Consider the following 19,204-nt stretch of genomic DNA (forward strand, 5'->3'; position numbering starts at 1 on the left):
TTATTCGGTAGTTTTCTTTTTGTTTAACGTGGGGTAACGATGCGAGTAACCATCGGTGTTGCTATACACCATATCGCAGCGGCATTTCTCGCCAATGGTGCTGTTATTATAGGCATCGATGCCCTGGTTCATAGCCTTCCAGGGTGCCAAGCCATACATCTCGGCCTTGAGATTATCGGTAAGCTTGCTGATATCCACATCGTCGCCAATCATATAATCGTGAACAGCCTTCAGGATATGCGATTTGCTGCCACGTATGTACTTATCGTAATCGTAGGCATCCTGAACGGTACCCACGGCATAGGTATCAGGCGACAGCTCTACATCGTAAAAGTTATACATGAAGGTGGTTTTAGCCACACTACCCGAGCCTAACAAGGCACCCGTTTTGGCGGTGATACCAGCAGCAGCCTGCATGCATCCCGTCATATTAAGGTTTGAGGCCGAACCTACCAGCGCGCCACCGGCATTGCCTACATGGATGCAGCCCACCACGCTACTGGCACCGTTAAGGGTTTCGGCAATAGAGTTAGTCTGGCTGGGGCACAGCATAGATATGCCAGCGATATAACAGCCCCAACCGTCGGTAGAGCTACTATAGGTACCTGAATGCAGCAGACAGGTGTTATGGATGCTCTCGATCTTAAGATTGCTAATACAGCCATCCATCACATAATCGAACAGATAGCCGCTCTGCATATAAAGATTGGAGAGTGTTTTGCCATTGCCTCGGAACTGTCCGCGGAAGGGGAACTTGCTATCGGTAGCGATGCTGGGCAGCAGGCGATCGGCCAAATCGATATCATCACCTAAATTAACCACAAACCGGTTACCTGTTACCTCGTCGTAAAAGTTATAGGGACCGCTAACGCATATTTCCTCGGCATAGGCAGGATTGGTACCCACACTCTTATGGAACAGGGGGTAGAACAAATAGCCTTTTTCCTGCATCTCGAGTCGGGTGTATTTCACGGGTTCGCCATTCGCATCCACATCGCCTTCGATCGTCCACCAATAACTGTCGATATCATCTATTTTGATGGTGTTATCACCATCCTTTCGCAGCTCGCCACGGGTAGCCTTAGGCAGATGAGATGTGGCGGTACCGTTACACAGATGGATAAAGGTGATGAACTGTTCGGGAGTAGTGATGGTAAATACGGGATTGAACGAATTTTCGGTTTTCGAGTTTGTGATGGCCTTTTGGAAGGCATTTACCCACCAGGTGAAATCCAACTGGACCTCGCCCTTGGTATCATCGCTGGCTTTTGCCGCACCCAAGTCCTGCTGCACCCACGAGAAGTTGTCGGCAGGTGTGATGGTAAGATGATCGTACTGATAACCCACGCTAAACGAGTAGCTGTAGCCAGCCTTGAGTGTGATGCCTTGGGGGAACGCCTGTTCGGTAGAGCCACTCTTCATGATATCGCTGAGGGCAAAGATGTGATAATCGCCATCGTTACGCAGATACACACGGAATCGGGTGCAGGCGGGCAATACCAACTCGCTACCACCAGTTTCCTTGCTATTACTCATATCATATGGAATAGCCACAAAGTACTGATTGCCGTTGTTATTCTTGAATACTGGGTGCTGCACTTGAGTGGCAATATCCCCGGCACCAATAGAGCCCATGGTTACAATGCCCTCGGTGTACTGCTCAAGCTGCTTAAAGTTGGTGCTTTCATCGTTGTAAAGAGCCTGCGTCATGGCGGTAAGCTGGAATGTTTTATCGTTTACACCAGCAGGCATACACATCTTGTTATAAGCAGCCATCACCTCGTTAAGCTCCTTCTCAGCCTGTACGTCTGACTTGTCGGTTTCTATATTGTCGTTTTCCGTTTTATCGGCATTATCCTTACGCTTGTAATCGGCCAGCTGGGTACAGAGCTCTACACGACTGAACTCGTTACCATTCTTGGGGACAAGGGCTATACGACAGGCAATATGGCGCATGGTAAGCGGGATGTCCTGCGTGGGACCTGATACGGTTACCCAGTCGCTTACGGTATAGTCGGGATAATAGCTGTCGCGAGTACCGCTATCCAGACAGCCCGAGAGATTACTCTGGCCCCAGGCACGGAAACGCACGGTTTTACCATTCTCCCACGTCAGCGAGTCGCCCGAAGTCTGGGTAGAAAAGCCAGCATCTACATCGTATTTCTGTTTACCTAATTCCTGATAGCCAGGCATCCAATCGCTATTAATAGAGAAGTTGGTACCTGTAGCATAGTTCATCTTGTAATAATAGGTACGGAAAATCTCTTTAGCCTCGTCGAATGTGGTACCATCGGGATTGGCATACTGACGGAAAATGCGCATCTGATCGCCCTCGTTAAACGAACCATCAGGGTTATAGGTGGTACGGGTAACAAACTGGTCGGCCATGGTGGCACTAAAGTTTACCCCCTGCCCTATCAGCTGCTGCTGTTCGGCTGAAAGTTGCCAATCGGCATCGTCGGCTGTACAAGCCGTGAGCACAATAGCTGCAAACAGATATTTTATATGTTTGATATTCATCTCTTAATAGCTTGGAATTGTTGGTGTATGATTTGTTACGGTACCATTGCTGTCGGTACAGTTATTTACAAAACCGGTAATGCTGGGATTAGAGCCAAACAGGCTTGCACCAGAAATGTTTGTATTGACAATCTCGGCACGCCAACCCGCAGCAGGTACCCATTGAGTACCCTCCAGACGTACATTAGCCTCCCATTCTTTGCGGTCGGTTGTAACATTCTCCTGTTTGGTTACGTATTCGCCGTTTAAGCCATCGAACAGATAAGCACGTTTACCCGTGATGATGATGGTGTTATCAAGCGCATCGAGATGGCCTGTAAAAACAAAATTCTCAGGGAACTCAACATTATCGGTATTAATGGTGATATTTTTCTTCAGGATAAAGTAATCGCCATGATGCTTGCCACCCTCACAGGCCTGAAGCAGCATGCTTATCCATTTTTCGTCGGATACGTACTGTGCTTCAGGGTCTTCCTCATCAGCATCATAATAATGTCCATCGGTGACATCAACCTTAAGCTCGCTATTGGTATACGCACGCTGCCAACTGCTGCCAGCTTCCGAGAGGTAGTTATCATTCTCGTTATTCACACCATAGTAGCTGTCGCTATACGACGATGCTTTCCAAAGACGGGAACCAGTGCTGTTATAATCGATACGCTCGGGACTAACACGCAGATAAACCACCGTTTCGTCGTTGGCATTCAGGTCGAACTCAACCTGCTTTTCGTACTCCAGATCATTATCCAACGTGAGTTCAAAATCAATGTAGTTTTTATAACTGTCGGTTTTATTATCAGTCAACTCATCGTTCATCACATTGGTGCCTGTAGTTACAGATTTGTATGTGGGGCGCACAATCAGGTCGAAATAAGGTGCATTATCGTAATCGGTATAGGTATAGCCGCTGCCCGTAGGATTAGCTTTATACGCATCGTCGGCAGCCTTCCAGTTATCCTTATCCACGGGGAATATCAGTTTGTTTTTACTATCCTTATACACCCTTACAGGCTCCACCCCCAGGTAGTTTGGTGTGGCCTTACGTTCCAGTTTCCAAATGGGATGGCCCTGACCATCCACATAATCAAGCGTCCATACGTTACAGAAACGCAGCTTGATGTCGTCGGCATTAGGGGTGGTCTGATTGTACCCCTTGAGTTTGGCATCCATACCATCTATCAGCACATAGGCTACCACACGCGCCAAGCGGTGCTGCAACGGGATGGTGATACTACCTACGGTAGCAGCTATCGTGGTTGCGGGGGGCATAGCGGTGTAACGCTCCAAATCGGTATAGGTATGCTTGGTATCTTTCTCGTAAAGTGCTGTTGGCACATAAGCGCCCTGGAAGGTATGCTCGCCATTACCCAACCACTTACAAGGCTTTCGCTCAGTATCAGTTGCACTTACAGGCGTTTTAAGACTGTAAGTATTGTTGTTCTCAAGTTTCAGAATGGCTTGAAGTCCTGCTTCTTCAGAATCCTTGAAATAGTAGATATTCATGCCTTTACGCAATCCATCTTCAAGCCATGAGAGTTTATCATCGCCAATGATTGAGGAGGAACGGGTTACTGCTGCCGAACCGAGCATGTTGGCAACACTCACCTGTCCTACATGTATGATCGCCGCATCATCGTTCTGGGCATCGGGCAGCACATCGCTTTGCGAGCTGCACGAGGCCATCAGCACGGCGCCTAACATCAAGTGTATATATCGTTTATTCATCTTCATCATCACATAAATTTATTCGGCAGGTTTAACGGCATTACGTTTACCAATGGTTGCATCGGCGGTTACTCCGCTCTGCCAAGCAGCTACACCCTTACTGGCCTTGCCATCCGATTTGTTAGGCCACCAGTTACCCTGGCAATCCTTGGTACCATTGCTTTTATCCTCCTTCATGGCATAACCCAAAATACCTCCATGATAATCATCCTCTGGAGTGGTAATATAGCTGGTACAATAGCTGGTGCAGTCGGTAATAGTCAACTCGGGATTCTCGCTGTTATACGTTGCTACACCGCCTACGATGCCGCCATAGTAGATAACCGTGGCATCAGTAAACAGTGCATCAAGCTTACTGCCGGTATGGAACACGCACTTACTGATGGTAGCTTTCGAACCCAAAGCCACAATACCACCAGCACATTTACGCTCATTACTTGATTTTGGTTCACTTACCCAGGCACGGATATCGGCAGTCACTTCGCAACCGCTAACAGTGGCACCAGCACCAGCCCAAACCACCAAGCCAGCAGGGTTCGAAGCCTGAATGTAGGCACCATCGGCCATCGTCACCTTGATATTGCGGAGTTCGGCATCAGGACCCGCAACGGCATAAGCCACAGGGGCCATATAATCTCTATCCGCTTCTATATTTTCAGCAATCAGACTCTTGGTAACATGCACCTTCAGATCGTAAACACTACCAGTAATGGTACCGAAAACACGATTTGTGACAGATAACTGTTTTTTGTTACCATCCAGTTTGTAAGCCACATCGCCAACAGGCTCGTTAACCTCGAAATTTTTAGCCAGGCGATAGCGATAGCCAGTCTTATTATAGTCAGTAGTAGTCGACTGCTTAAGTTCGGCTTGGCTGTCGATGATGCCGGTATAAAGGTTCTCCTCGTTCTTATTATCCATTCCTGGACTTTCATCAACGGTGGGCCAGGCATTATTGGTAAACTGGTAGGCACCATCCCCTACTAAACCTACAATGTTTTTGTGGGTAGTCTTGTCCTGACCAATGGTAATACCATACTCAAAGGTATTGTTGGTTACAGTACCATCGGCATGGCCTACAATACCACCTCCCTTGCCGCCGTCAGCCACACGATTGGTTACGGTGCAGCCATCAATCATAACAGTTTCGTAGTCAAGATTCTTGCCATTGGCAATCAGCGAGGTGGCAGCAATACCACCTACAAAACCCGATGTGGCACCAGTAACAGCTAAAGCCGACTGGCACTTGGATATCACACCGGCATTATCTACCACCACGCCTGCTTCAGTGGCATGCGCCTCGGTAGTAGCGGCTGTTACCTTAACATCCTCGATACTGCCACTGTTCTTAGTAGCTACTGCCGCATCTACCTCGTCATTAATCTCAATAGTACCATTCTGCAGGTGGGCAGCCTCATCTATGTTTTTGAGCAAACGATGATTGCTGGTTAACTTCCAGCCGCCTAAGTTCAGCGTACAACTCAGATCGTCGCAACCATCAGTCCAATCCCCAAGATCGATATCGTTCAGCACCAAGCCCACGTTTCCTGGCTTGTTTACTTTCTTATCAGCAAGGAAATTCTTTAAATCTTCACGTGTCTTTATCTCGATAGGCTCGCCGGCATTACCATAATCGTCGCAGATGGTTGTGGTAACATCCTCGGTCCAATCCTCGATATAAGCAGTCATCTTGGTCTTACGCTGGTCACGACTCAAGGTAACGGTGATAATCAGGTTCTGTCCTGCCTGCAGCTGATAGTTATCCTTGTTAGCGGCAAGGTTATCATCGTTTCTGGCATAGAACGAATACTTCTGTCCAGAAAGGTTGATACGCACCAACAGATAATCTTCTGGTTTATCAGCATAATTCCATGGCTCTACAATCGCATCGTAACGAGTGGAGCTAACACCTATTTCAGCACCTCCGTTCTTATCAGCAATATAATCAACTGTTGTTGGCGCTGCTAACGGCTGAATCTCCAACGGAACAGCATTGCCATTTTCATCAGTATACGAATAAATAGTAGCACTCAAATCATTTTCAGCTACATTATAAGCCAGAGCCTGACGACTTACACCCTCGCCTGCCTTCAGTATCACAGTAATTAGCGAGCGGGTATGCTGCATGTTGAGAGGAACCGTTGTCAGGTCGGCATTTTCATTCTGCATGTTATATTGCTTCCATCCCTTAGCCGACCGATAAACATCTGTACCACCAGTAAGGCGGTCCTGCGACAGCCATTTGGTAGGGGTGTTCTGAATGCCGCTAAGTGTTGATGAGCCTGCCACAGCCTTAAATAAATAAGGTACAACATTGCTGGGCCAATACAGCTTTTTATCGGCCTGCAAAGCGCCACCTTTCTTCTCTACCGTATAAATACCATCATCGCCAACTTTTGTTTCTACCTTATCAACCATCTCATACATCCCGATAGTGAATCGATAGCGCGGAGCGTCTTCTTGTGTTTCGGCTGCTCGGGTTTTTACAGTTCGTTCCTGCACAGAGGCAGTAAACGCCACTTCATCGCCAGCCTCGATTCCATCTGAGAAAAGCTGCTCGATGGTTTCTCTACAGCTTGTGGTGAATAGCATCACACAAGCCGCAAGCAGCAGTTGCCAGAATTTATATCTATTGTTGTTACGTATCATTTTCCTTATTTACTCGTTAGTATCCGTAGTATCGATTGTGCCATCGGTAGTATGATCAGTCTTATCGTCAACCCACGGGGTAATCTCGGCCTTAATCTGGGCTATCAAACTACGGCGCAGCTCCAGATTATAGATGTACTTCATACCACTCTCCAGGTTTTTATGCTTGTTGTCGAGGGCCTTGAAAGTAACCACGTGTGTAACCGGCAATTCGCCCTCAGTTTCGTGCCAAGTAATACGAATGCCATGCAGCGTACCAAAGGTAATAGCCTCGAACGATTTAAGATAACCTGTTGGAACAGAGTTATTATCGAACATCTGGAACGCATCATCTACATTTGCAGGCGATGCAGTAGTGGCAGGCACAGTACCATCAGGCAGAATGCTATAAGCCACATAGCCAGTGGCACTAACACCCAGCAGCTCTACTTTCTCAATCTGAGCATAAGTGATCATAGCCGACTCGTCCTGCGAACTCTTCAGGTTTACCTGTATCTGCGCAAACTGGTGTTTGAAAAAAAGGTTTACGCGGTTTGCCTCGGAGCTGGCACCCTCGGGCTTCATCGTGGTAATAGCACGGATAGGATCTGGCTGCTCAGCCATCGAATTCTTGGAGCCTCGGGTAAGATCGTACGACTTCATATACGCACCGTTATATGTCTCCGTAAGATCGGGAAACAGTTTTAAGGTACCATTCTCTGAGCCATCTCCTGCTTTAAGTTGATGATTATCCGTTAACGCTAAGAAGATGTGTTTCAGGCGGTTCTGCCAATAAAAACACTTGGCATCCGGGTCGAAACCATAATCATCCAGATTGGTTTGGGCCACATCAGAGAATTCCTTGTTCCAATAAACGGCATTGCCATACTCGTTATTAACCTTAAGCCAGGCAGTTGACATATTCACATCAGATACAGGAGCGGCAAAAGGTGAGTCGTCGCTATCGCTGGCACCAGCGTGGAAGAACATCGAGCATACGAAACGGCTATTATTGGGCATATACGCCTGCGAGGCACGGGTAACGCCGGCATCCATATTATCAGCCGAAAACAGCACAGGCATCAGGCCCTGCTGCTTACCGCCGTTTTCAACCTCTGCATCCGAGCAAGCCCCCAAAGTCAAGGCAATTGCCATCGCCAAGGCCGCCGTAATCATATATAAATACTTTTCTATCTTCATTTTGTTAATCCCAATCAAGATCTGCTTTACCACTACCTGTCTTCTCTACCCAAGGCTGAATAGTTGCACTAAACTTAATCTCCTCCTTCTTCAGGTGAATGGTATAGATGTATTTATTACCACCCTCCCACTTGGGGATAGCAGTAATGCTACTGAGTTTCAACGAATAGGTTGTTTTATCAGCTAACGTAACAATCAGTCTGGCATCGGCACTAAACTCCTGTGGTATCATCAGCGTCGAAACCTGATATTTTTCACTATCTACAACACCAGTAAAGGCATTATCACTTGGAGTTTTGGAAGTTATCTCAGCATCAGCAATATTAATGGTACCCTCGGTATTAAGATTGGCAAGTGTAACCGAAGCACCAGCAAGTGTAACCGCAGCATCACCCGTAGTTGTTTCCAAAGTAACAATCACATTACTTAAAGCGTGCTTGAACGTTAAGGGCACATCGCCAGTACGTGGGGCAATAGCATCTTCACCAGAAGTTCCCCATAGCAAATCGGGCAACTTCGAATTGTCGTCCTTAACTATTGATGTAGTAGTCACAGCCTGGAGTGTATGAGCTGACGTCTGCTCTGCCAAGGCACGGAACTTAAACTTGGTGGTGCCATCAGGCCAGTAAACAGCTGTATTGTTAGTAAACCTGTTGGCATCTGAATCATAAGTAACTAATGTAGAAGCATCGCTACCAAAATCGACTCCAGCCTCAGCCATCCACAACGCAAACGAATCGCCAGCTTTTACTTTTTCATAATTACTACCAAGATCAGCAAAGTTACCATCGAATTGTATCTCGCCTTCACCTGTAGCTTTAACAGTATTCCAATTTGCCAGCGTTGCCGACACAGTCACCTTCTGCTTTTTAAGCTCAACAGTCAACTTATAGTTAACGCCACTCTTGCTGGCGGCATTTTCAATACCATCAGCCCATGATGTAAGCATGCCAGCAGAAATATTCACCTTATAGGTATTACCAGCCATAGTGATAGTTGCCAGATGCTTATTTTCGGCAAGTGATGTTGTTGGCACCACTATAGCCTCGAAAATACGCTGGTTCCCATCCTTCTCATTACCGAACATCGTAACAATATCTTTTGAGGTTTCGGTAACTTTTCCTGTTGGCGCAGTAAAGGTTCCCGTTATATTCATATCATGCAGCGTTACTGAGGCGCCAGTCAAATCATCAGCCTTAAAGCCATCGCCAGCCACAACTACCACAGTAAACTTACTCATAGCGTGGGTATAAGGAACGGTAAGCTTTCCACGCTCCAGCACGGCATGTTTGTATTCTACAGGGGCCTGTGTGTTTGACCACAACAAGTCGCTGGTTTTAATACCATCAGCACTCTGGTTGGTACTAGCCGACCAAGTGAGTACACCAGTACTTTCGGTAAGTGCACCACTTGTTATCTCCGTACCATTATAGCAATAACCATAGTACGAACGCAAGCCATGACCTACTGTATAAAGGTCGTTGGCGCCATCATCGGATGATTTGCTGAAATCATCCCAATAAAGAGCGGTTCCAGGTGTCAAGTTATAAGTGTTGCCATCAACTGTAGGATTTGTAAATTCTACAAGACTTGCCTGAATGTCAGGAACCTGCGTATAGTTTCCGTCTTTATTATATACATGCTGCACATAACTATAAAGCACATCGTCAGTCTCAAACTCGCTACCTACAGCTCGGGTTACATGACGATTGCCTGACAGGGTTGCTTCGAGGCGTAAAGGCAGACGTTCATCGGTAGATGAGCTGTTGTTAACCTCCTCATCACCCGCGCATCCTGCCAGCATCAGAGCTGATAGTGAAAGTATGAAATATCTCCTAATAATCATATCCTTATTATCCATTAATCTTTTTAGAACCACACTTCTTCACTTGCCGCTACGGTAGTCCAATCGGTAAGTGTGGCAGTAGCATTAATCTGCGTCTTGGTAATGTTCAGGTTATATACGTAATGTACACCTGCCTCCCAAACGTTTGTTGCTTTAGCTGTACCACCATTGGCAGCCACCTTAATAGGTGCTACATCAGCGTAGTACACATCTTTGGCGGCAGATGGATTCAGAACAGGGTCTTCACTATATACCGTAATCTTGAACTTTACCTTATTTTTATCATTATCAATCAGCGTTTGTGGTATGATAATATCATGATAGTGCTTATTATCACCATTTACCATGTGGAGTGCATATAGCTTATTATCGCTCTCGTCTGGAACTACAGCCGAACGATCGCTCAGCAGAATATTACCCCCGGTACCAACATTCACTAATTCTACCTTTACATATTTTAAATCAACCAACTTAGTGGAATTGTTATCATCAGCTTGTGAAGTAAGCTTCACCTCCACCTGACTCATCATATAGCGGAAGTTCAGGTTGATATAGCCTTCGCGTGCGCAGATACCACCGGTACGCATATCTACCTGCGTATGCCCAGTTTCCTTGTTCCCACATAATGTTTCATCATCAAACTCAGGCATACCAATCAGCAAATTACTTGGTGAAGTACTGGCATCATATGCACCATTCGCCACCTTAACTACATCTTCGCCAGCGGCATTACTAGTCACCTCCGTATCTTTGGGGTAGATACCACGAAGATGGTAATGGGTATTGTGGTCGGGCCAATATAGTGTAGTGGTTTCTGTCCAATCCACCGAACCATCAGATTTGATGGTAGGTGTGGCACCACAAACATATTTCTTGTCAATATCCGTACTAAGCCAAAAACCGAATTTTCCATTGAAATCAGAAGGTATCGAACCACCTTGGTTTCCAACAGGAGCTATTACATTGATTTTAGGGAATGCTTCTTCTGCATTAACCTCATTCCAAGCTGTAACGGTAGCGGTAGTGAGGATGCCTGTTTTAGTAACTGTTACATTAATAATGTAATTGTAGCCAGCTTTTGTGGTATAATTTGTTGATTCATCATTAGCCTTCATAGCAGCTCGGATTTGGTCGGCTTTTACATAATAAACATTACCATCGGCCTGTACCACAGCAATCACATCATCATCACTATCTCCAAACTGCGTGCCAGGATAAACTATCGCCTGCTTGATAACGGTATAAGTATTATCAGTAGTACTAGTGGTTCCAGCAACGACAGCAGCTTTAGTGCCATCACTCGTGGCCTTAGCACTTGCGATATTTACTGTACCATTTGTAAGACAATAGGCATTATCGCTGAATGTGGCCAACGTAGTAGCATTAGTCAGAGTTACGACTGGGTCTTCCACAAACTTATAAGTTGTATTGCCGATTTTACCATTTGTAAAACCAACACCAGCCTTAAGATTGATAGTAATCTTGCTCAAGGGGTGTACAAACACCAAGTTGCCGGGGTGATCCTTTGTAGGCTTAACAAACTTATAAGCATCAGTACCAGTGAGATTATTAGAAACAAGGATGTCGCTATTCAATACGTTTTTACCATTTGTAATAACGGGCCATTCTAGACTCTCCCACTCTGTAATTTCAGGCGCCTTATCCATACCATCCACAGCTACACCTAGCACTTGCAAACCGTTAGCATTGTTTTCGCTATTATCTGGGTCGCCAATGCCGTAATCATCCCAGTAAAGAGTCTCGTTTTCGGTAAACGATAATGCATTAGTTTTGGTAGCCTCGGTGGTGGCAGCTACAGTAGTACATGTGGTTTGCTTACTGATAGCTGAGGGGTCTTTTCTATTCCATGTGCCATCCACCTTAAGGCGAACCTGGGTGCCAGCCTGCATAGCATAATAGCTGGAAGTAGTTGTTGTAGTTGTCGTCTCCTCATCACCAGTACGAGTCATAGCACGCTGGGCTGGAGAAGCCTCTACCCCAACGTTAAACTCGATAGAACCATCAACGGTGCGGTCGAAGGTATCCCAGAAGTCCTCACTTGTACAAGAACCAAGTCCCAGTACAAGCGAGGCCGCAAGAGTATATATAAAATCTTTTCTATTCATTACATCGAATTAGTTTTCGAGAGTAATTGTCTGTTCTGTAGCAGTTACATCTGTCCATTTCTCAACAGTACAAGTTACATTCTTTATACCTGTCTTAGTAAGAATGAAGGTATAAGTGTAGTTGTGGTTGGGATACCAGAAATCTATTTTCTTATTAGTGTCAGTATAGTTCTGACTACCACCAGTTGAAGTAGCAAGGATATCACTCAGTTTCTCAACAATATAGTACTGGTTGTTGTCTGGAGTCTTGATGGTGATACCAACATACAGGTGTTCTCCTGTTGAACGCACCAAAGCCTGAGGAACAACAGCAAAAGTAAAGGCACCTGTTGAATTATACTTTGCATTAGATGTTTTGTCAATTCCGGCTTCAGGTGCATCGAATGGTACACTATTAGAGAGTTCACCTGTTGTGCTAACAAGTCCATTACCCATCTTTACCTGTCCATTGGCATAGAAATAGGTCAAAGAAACCTCACACTGTTTAGTGGTAGTGGTGGAACCATTAGTTTCTGTTTTTTCCAACACCACGTGATCAGAACTTGTATCCTTAGTAGTACGAATCACCACATTGATGTTACTCATCATGTGTAACTCTGTTATGTTGATAGTAGAGTTGGTGGCACCGATGGCAGGGCTCAGAAAAGCGGTATATCCATCTGATGTGCTATACTTGATAGGACTGGTTGTGGTAGCAATAAATGGAGCACCCCAGTGATAATCATGAGTATCCTGTGCACCAGAATAGATTTCGAAGTAGTCGTCTTTATCTGTATTCTTCTCCTTAACATCTGTTCCAGCGTTTACAGTACGGAAATGATAGAAAGCCTTATTATTCTCGAAATACCAGCTGGTCTCCCACTTGCCATTTTTCTTCTCTTTTTCTGCCTTATCAGTATAGTTTCCACCCCAGTTTTTAGCATCATCTCTAGTTTCTGTGCTAATATTAGTTGATTCGTCGTTCAGACGATACAAATCGAAGTTGTCACATGCCTTACCATTAGTATTGGTAAAGAGGCAGAGTGTGATGTGAGAGTTATCCATTGTCTGGTCGGCTGCAGTTACATTAGTCCAAGGCTCGAGTGTGGCAGTAACGTTGATAATCTTACTCTTACCTACGGTAATATTGAAGTTGTAATTAAGACCTTGCTCCATGATAACCTTTCCATTCTTCAGCGTCGACATTTTGTCTTTTCCTAAAGTAGCATTATTCAGCGCATCGAACATCATATCCTGGGTGATAAAGTATTTGTTGTCATCGATGATAAACTCCAAGACATTATCTTTATCATTACCATCTGTAATCTCATAACCTGGAAGAAGCTGAGCCATCAGCGTACACGCTGCACTACTTGTCGTTTCTGTTGTGTACATCTTTGTGATGTTGGCAGTTGTTTTGACTGCCCATGAACCATTCTCTATATCCAGAGAACCGGAGATAGGTGCATTCAGAAATGTTACGTTGGTTCCCGTTGCAAAACTGAAAGAACCATCAGCATAACCTGTACCCTTACTCAGGGTGATGGTTACACGGCTCAGAGCATGTGTAAACTTCAAATTACCCTGATCGAAAGTTCCAGGGCCATCACTTGAACTACCTGCAGGCTGACGGAAAATAAGTTTATTATCACCCTGAATATTATTACTATATACAAGATCTTCAGCATCAATCTTTCCAGAAACAGACTGGTCGGTAGAAACAGTCCATGTTACAGTCTCATCAAGATTCTTAGTACTCCAGGTATTATCACCAGAAAGATGATCTACAAGAGATTTATTTTCTGCACCATTCTTAACATCAGAAAGTCCTGGCACAGCAACAGCAAAAACAGAAAGTTGTGCAGAACGTCCAAAAGCATCGTCCCAATAACGAACATTATCACTATTAGGAGCTTCTATATTAGAAAAGGCAGCCTCGCCTGCAGCCAGAGCATTGGCATAGGTTCGAGTTTCACGAATGCCAGAACCGCCTTTTTCATTACTAAGAATATGCATGGCTATTTGAGTTTTAATATCAAATCCGGCACGGGTGATGGCTGTGTTGACAGTTTCGCCTACGAACGAAATGGGGGTTTTGCCGGTGGGATCGACGGCGGTTACGTCGTCCTCTTGATTGTTGGTGCATGCTGTTGCCACGAAAGCGGTGGCTATGAGCAGGGGGTAGAAAAGATTTTTCATTTTGTTTGTATTCTTTTTTTATGTTATTATTCTGAGTTATTTTTCGAGATCGGTGCTGATAGAACCAGTGACTTCGGTCCAAGGGGCTAACTCGGCACTAAACTCGATGGTTAGCGGTTTTAAATCGCTGATATTAATAAGATAGGTATATATCTTGTTCGACTCCCAAGTGAAGGAATCTATAGTAGTTTCGCCGCTTTTTACAGCGATGGGAATATCGCTATAAGGGGTGTCGTTGATATCGAACGATAACAACAACTTAACATCCTGCTGAGGTATCTGCAGCAGACCATTCTCGCACTGGAACCAATAGGGGTTTGAAGATGCGTTATATTTTGAGAATTCGTTAGTGCCACTACCATCGGTAAGTAACACATATTCAGATAGTTGAGCAGTAGTTTTTGTGAATTGTCCTGATAACATATTTGCCGTAGAAAGATTGGCTGTATAACCATTAGCCGCGGTAATAAAGCCTTCATCGCTTTGAGCCGTAATCTTGATATTACTGAGCTTAAAGGATGCGCCATTGGTACTATATATACCAAAGCGAACCTTTGAGGTGATATGGTGGAATGGCAGGGCTACATAGCGAGTAAGCGTAGTAGTGTGGCCGTCATTACTTTTATTTATAACACCATTAGCCAGCAAATCGACATCATTATTGTTAGACCCGTCCGGGCACTCTACCTGCGCTACGCTATATGGTTCGGAAACAGCAGAACATGTACCGTTCTCGCAAGTCTGAGAAACAAACGAAACCGTTTCGGGAATAACTAATTGCTTATCTGTAAGTGTAAATGTTTTTATCTCATCATGAGGAGGGCATGGGGTAATGGCATAGAAGCGATAAGCGAAAGCAGAAGCATCCCAATAACGCTGATACTGGTCCTGATAATATCCATCGGTGCTGGTAGACTTGGTGCCAACATAGTCCCAACGTGAACTATTATTCCATAAGTCCTGCTTATATTTTACCTCGTACTTATCCATCACCAACTGCTGCTTGGCTTTGCCGAAAGCTTTCCAGCAGCTTACCAAGAAGCCTTGCTCCAAGTTATGCGATGTGCCATCGGCACGGGTTGCAGGTGAATTAATTGCAGCCTGACTGAACTGCATGGGAACATCGTCGTGATGTTCCTCAACATCTTGAATTGTTGTATCAGAAGAACATGCCGAGAGGCTGGCACACAAAAGTGCGCCAACCCACCAGCATGATATCGTTTTTAAATGATTAAATCTGTGTATCACTTGGATCAAGAGTTGCTGCTTCGTAATCTACGATAGTAGGAGTATCAAATACAATAGGACTAAGAGCCGTATCTGTAATTGTGAAATTATAAGTGTAAGCCGTGTTTGACTTCCACTCTAACTGATTAGCTGGAATAGTCACTATAGCATCATTAACTACAATCTCCTCTTTATTATCATCAGCAATTAGCTTGTAAGACACGTGGAGAGTGAAAGTGTTAGTTGCCTTCTCTGGCTGAATTACTGCATAGTATGTAGTTGACGATGCTTTATATGTAGCATCGGCCCCCTCAGGAAGGTTTCCGGAAAAGATATCAAACTCCAAATCATCTGAAGAAGAACCTGCTGTAGATGTATTAACAGTAGGTTCATCTGGATTGCCATAATTGATTGTTACACTCGCTGTAGCATTATATGTTCCAGTAGGTTTAAGCACAACACCTTTACCTGTTTCAACATTAAGAAGCTGAACTTTATAACCATCGATATTCTCACGGAAGGCAATATTTACCTTTGCACCAACGTGCTTGAACGTAAGGGGCACATTTTTACCATAACCATTATCCTTTTCTACAGATTTACCTGCATAGATCACATCATTTTTAGCCTCGTAACCAGCAGTTGAAGAAACGGTGATAGTTTTGTTTGTTGCATCAAACTTTGTTCCAGAAACATAAGGTGCATAAGCATAGAAGTTTGTGACAGCAGTAGAATAATCCCAATAACGGGTAACCTGACCATCAACTTTACCTACATAATCCCAACTTGCTGGAGTCTCTCCTGCTGCAGCTGTATAAGCAACTTTGTAGTTACCCATTACCAGCTCTGGAGTTGCACCTTCACCACTCTTTACCTTATAGGCAAAAACTCCGAAATCAAAGTAACCATTCTTTTCGAGATTCTTAGAATCATCTACCGCACGGGTGATGTTACGCTGGCCGACATTGAAGGCGATGGGGGCCTCGTTGTTTACTTGTGAATCGCTTACCAGCGAATCGCTACTACAGCTGGCCAGGGCCAGAGCAGAAACTGAATAAGTTAGAATTTTTCTCATTTTTGTTAGTTGTTTTAATATAATTAAATAAGTTTTGTCAATCATCAAATATCAATATTCCACTCTACCTCATCGTAATCCTCGAGGGTTGGGATGAAGAGGCTGCCACCGCCTTCGGAGCCACCACTATCGGGAGGGGTGAGCTTGGAGCAGTCGATCCAGATGGTGATGATGCCGCCATGGGAATTGGCCTGCATCTGCGAGGTGACGTCGGCCTGATAGGTCTTAACCTGATCGTTGTTCCACACCAGATCGTAATACACGATATTGCTGAGATTGCTACGTGTACCTGCGTAAGGAGCTCCAGAACGGGTGTAGGGCTCGTTATCGCACAGTCCGAAGGTGGTAAGTTTGCCACCAAACACATCGCACATCTTACCATCTACCTCCCTATTCTCTTTCATACGGGTGTTGAAGTAAACCAACGTAGGCTGGTTGCTGGTATGTCCGGTATAGAGGTTGGTGCTGGCAGCCATTGACGAGATAGCGGCGTTGCCATTGATACCTTTGATACGTCCATCGTCGTTATTAAGCAGGATGAACTGCACCAGATAGATATATACCAGCGGACGGAGCTCGGCCTGGAGATGCTTGATGTAGACATTCTCGACGGGGTCGTACTCGTAATCCTTGAGATCGGGTGAGATATATACGTTTTCGGAATAACAAGCATAGAATATTTCAGGCTGATTGAGTACACCAAGCGGTGCATCGCCTTCGTCGGCACGACTGGCATTCAGAATGCTTCGTGACAGGCCGCGTGTACCGGTAGTGGTAGCGATAACCGAGTCGGCACTCTCCTTGATAACCAGCACCTGAGTGCCATCCTGAGAGTCGATATTGCTATAGAACAGCATATCGTAATAGCCGAACTGGAAGTAACGGCGGAATCGGTTGTTATCGATGGTAAACACATCGACACCAGAGTGCTTGGCCAGCGGATCATCGCCTTTATAATAGCGGTAAACCTCGTAGCTTGAGGGATGTGGATAGGCCAAGCCGCCCCAGATAGAATCGTCTTTCAAATCCCAGCCGTAATACCACTCGTGCTCAATCTGCACCTCGTTGTCCCATACCAGATTGAGCTCGGTCTGGGCTACCTGTACGTCGACAGCCAGATCCTGTCCGGGCAGATGCAGTGGGGGCTCGATACATGATACGAAGCCCAACATGGCTGCCATGATATATATAAGATGTATACGTTTCATCGTGTAACCTCCTTCTTCTTTCTGTAAATGATGTCGTAAGTAAGATGGATACCTGCGTTGGTAGGTCCGAACCACAGGAACTGGTGGTTACGACGCTTAAAGTCGCTGATGCTACCGTGATAATCGTAGTAGTACTTGCCATCGATAACGTTGCCATTACCCCACACGTAAGGATCGTAACGGGTAAGGAAGAAACCGAAGTTGGCACTCAGCTCCATACGCAGACTGCCGCGTTTGTTGAGTTTGAAGGTGTGACCCAAGCCCAGACCTGCGCCTCCACCCTCGCCTTCCCAGCCTTTGGTTTCGCTAAAGCCGATGCCATAAACCATACCTTCGGCATAGGCTGAGAGATAGGTACCGATGAACTGGCCCTGCCCCTTGAAATAGCGGCGAAGCTCTAACTGGGCATCGCGAATCTGCATGAACTTATGGGTTTCCCAATGGCGATGGTTGGTAAAAGTGAAACCTGCATTGAAGGTATAGTGACCCGATAACGGGTAGTACTCTAACTGGATATTGCCACCAAGTGCGAAACCGAACTGGGGCACATACAGGAAATCGTGCAGCAGATTGGTACGGATAGCTATCAAGTGGCGACGCTTGTAGGCCTTAGCTGCGATGCTATCGGATGCCAGTGGCAAGTAATCGGCAATACCGGGTACAGCCAGCATATCGACACGGTACAAAGGGTTGCACTTGGGGATAGGCATGTACTCGGGATTGATCATATACCACAGCACCATACGACTCTGACGCAATGTGGGGAAATACACCTGCAGCAGGCGTTTCCAGGTGGTGCCGCCATTCAGCGCCATGAGTTTGCTCTTACACAGGCGCTCATCGCCGTTGCAGGCATCCCAGATGGCTTTTACCTGCTGATATTCGGCATCGCCAGCCAGCTCCATCAGTTTTACCAGATAGGCATAATCCTCGGTAACAAACATGGAGTTGATGGGACGATGAGCGATGGGCTGATTGATGTTACTACTGAGGAACTCAATCAGGCAATTGGTACGCTCCCGGCTCAAACGCAGGTTGTTATTGTAAGGACCTTCGGGCGAAGCGGCTCCTTTAACAAATACCTGGCGCAGAATAAGATTGTGATTCTTGAGCCAAGGCACCAAGCTGTCGTTATACAACGAGATAAAGGGATCGTTAGAAGGAAGCTCGGTTCTGTTTACCTTGAATCGCACACCTCGCGCAATCATATCGAACAGCGAATCGCTGACAACCAACGGTTCTGACACCAGCGAGTCGGAAACAAACACAAAAGGGTAATCGGGCAGTTGTTTATACAACCGCGCATCAGGCTTCTGAGCCAAAGCGTTTGCTTGGACTAAAAGCACGAATAACACACACCACAAGTGTCGTAGTAGACAGTAGTTTACTTGTCGCACTTTAATTTTTTAAATAATTTTAATCAATATCCTTTTTTTAAGCGACTGCAAAATTATAAAAAATCTTGCAAAAA

11 protein-coding genes are annotated in these 19,204 nt (G+C 45.5%); all 11 read right to left on the reverse strand.

Features of this window, described 5'->3' with window-relative positions:
• The 11 genes from BLR73_RS02595 to BLR73_RS02645 are packed head-to-tail and all read right to left on the reverse strand — an operon-like array spanning window position 1 to window position 19,055.
• Window positions 1-2,520, reverse strand: a complete 2,520-nt coding sequence (locus BLR73_RS02595) for a hypothetical protein (protein WP_091858639.1) — start codon at window positions 2,518-2,520, stop codon at window positions 1-3.
• A gap of 3 nt (window positions 2,521-2,523) precedes the next feature.
• A complete protein-coding gene (locus BLR73_RS02600; protein ID WP_143010864.1) occupies window positions 2,524-4,245 on the reverse strand; it encodes an oligogalacturonate-specific porin KdgM family protein in 1,722 nt (573 codons plus the stop codon).
• Window positions 4,246-4,263: 18 nt separating this feature from the next.
• Window positions 4,264-6,894, reverse strand: a complete 2,631-nt coding sequence (locus BLR73_RS02605; protein WP_091858644.1) for a fimbrillin family protein — start codon at window positions 6,892-6,894, stop codon at window positions 4,264-4,266.
• A 9-nt stretch (window positions 6,895-6,903) separates the two neighbouring features.
• On the reverse strand, window positions 6,904-8,073 hold the full coding sequence (locus tag BLR73_RS02610; RefSeq protein WP_143010865.1) for a fimbrillin family protein: 1,170 nt from the start codon (window positions 8,071-8,073) through the stop codon (window positions 6,904-6,906).
• Between the two features lie 4 nt (window positions 8,074-8,077).
• A complete protein-coding gene (locus BLR73_RS02615; RefSeq protein ID WP_176763593.1) occupies window positions 8,078-9,919 on the reverse strand; it encodes a fimbrillin family protein in 1,842 nt (613 codons plus the stop codon).
• Between the two features lie 23 nt (window positions 9,920-9,942).
• Window positions 9,943-12,045, reverse strand: coding sequence for a fimbrillin family protein (locus BLR73_RS02620; RefSeq protein WP_091858654.1), 2,103 nt, complete (start codon window positions 12,043-12,045; stop codon window positions 9,943-9,945).
• A 9-nt stretch (window positions 12,046-12,054) separates the two neighbouring features.
• On the reverse strand, window positions 12,055-14,223 hold the full coding sequence (locus tag BLR73_RS02625; protein WP_091858657.1) for a fimbrillin family protein: 2,169 nt from the start codon (window positions 14,221-14,223) through the stop codon (window positions 12,055-12,057).
• Window positions 14,224-14,259: 36 nt separating this feature from the next.
• Window positions 14,260-15,471, reverse strand: coding sequence for a fimbrillin family protein (locus BLR73_RS02630; RefSeq protein ID WP_143010866.1), 1,212 nt, complete (start codon window positions 15,469-15,471; stop codon window positions 14,260-14,262).
• Window positions 15,455-16,570, reverse strand: coding sequence for a fimbrillin family protein (locus BLR73_RS02635; protein WP_091858663.1), 1,116 nt, complete (start codon window positions 16,568-16,570; stop codon window positions 15,455-15,457). Before BLR73_RS02635 ends, BLR73_RS02630 begins: the two co-directional genes overlap by 17 nt.
• A complete protein-coding gene (locus tag BLR73_RS02640) occupies window positions 16,570-17,733 on the reverse strand; it encodes a hypothetical protein (RefSeq protein ID WP_091858666.1) in 1,164 nt (387 codons plus the stop codon). Before BLR73_RS02640 ends, BLR73_RS02635 begins: the two co-directional genes overlap by 1 nt.
• Entirely contained in the window at window positions 17,730-19,055 is a 1,326-nt protein-coding gene (locus tag BLR73_RS02645) for a DUF3575 domain-containing protein (protein ID WP_143010867.1), read from the reverse strand. The genes BLR73_RS02640 and BLR73_RS02645 overlap by 4 nt, the downstream gene beginning before the upstream one ends.
• Between the last annotated feature and the right edge of the window lie 149 nt (window positions 19,056-19,204).

It is taken from the genome of Prevotella sp. khp1 (genome assembly GCF_900102205.1).
Taxonomy (GTDB): Bacteria; Bacteroidota; Bacteroidia; order Bacteroidales; family Bacteroidaceae; genus Prevotella; species Prevotella ruminicola.

Bases quoted from the DNA above. Each gene is read 5' to 3' on its own strand.
- BLR73_RS02620 (WP_091858654.1), bottom strand. From the start codon at position 12,045: ATGAATAGAAAAGATTTTATATATACTCTTGCGGCCTCGCTTGTACTG.
- BLR73_RS02595 (WP_091858639.1), bottom strand. From the start codon at position 2,520: ATGAATATCAAACATATAAAATATCTGTTTGCAGCTATTGTGCTCACG.
- BLR73_RS02610 (WP_143010865.1), bottom strand. From the start codon at position 8,073: ATGAAGATAGAAAAGTATTTATATATGATTACGGCGGCCTTGGCGATG.
- BLR73_RS02605 (WP_091858644.1), bottom strand. From the start codon at position 6,894: ATGATACGTAACAACAATAGATATAAATTCTGGCAACTGCTGCTTGCG.
- BLR73_RS02640 (WP_091858666.1), bottom strand. From the start codon at position 17,733: ATGAAACGTATACATCTTATATATATCATGGCAGCCATGTTGGGCTTC.
- BLR73_RS02600 (WP_143010864.1), bottom strand. From the start codon at position 4,245: ATGAATAAACGATATATACACTTGATGTTAGGCGCCGTGCTGATGGCC.
- BLR73_RS02625 (WP_091858657.1), bottom strand. From the start codon at position 14,223: ATGAAAAATCTTTTCTACCCCCTGCTCATAGCCACCGCTTTCGTGGCA.
- BLR73_RS02635 (WP_091858663.1), bottom strand. From the start codon at position 16,570: ATGATTGACAAAACTTATTTAATTATATTAAAACAACTAACAAAAATG.
- BLR73_RS02615 (WP_176763593.1), bottom strand. From the start codon at position 9,919: ATGATTATTAGGAGATATTTCATACTTTCACTATCAGCTCTGATGCTG.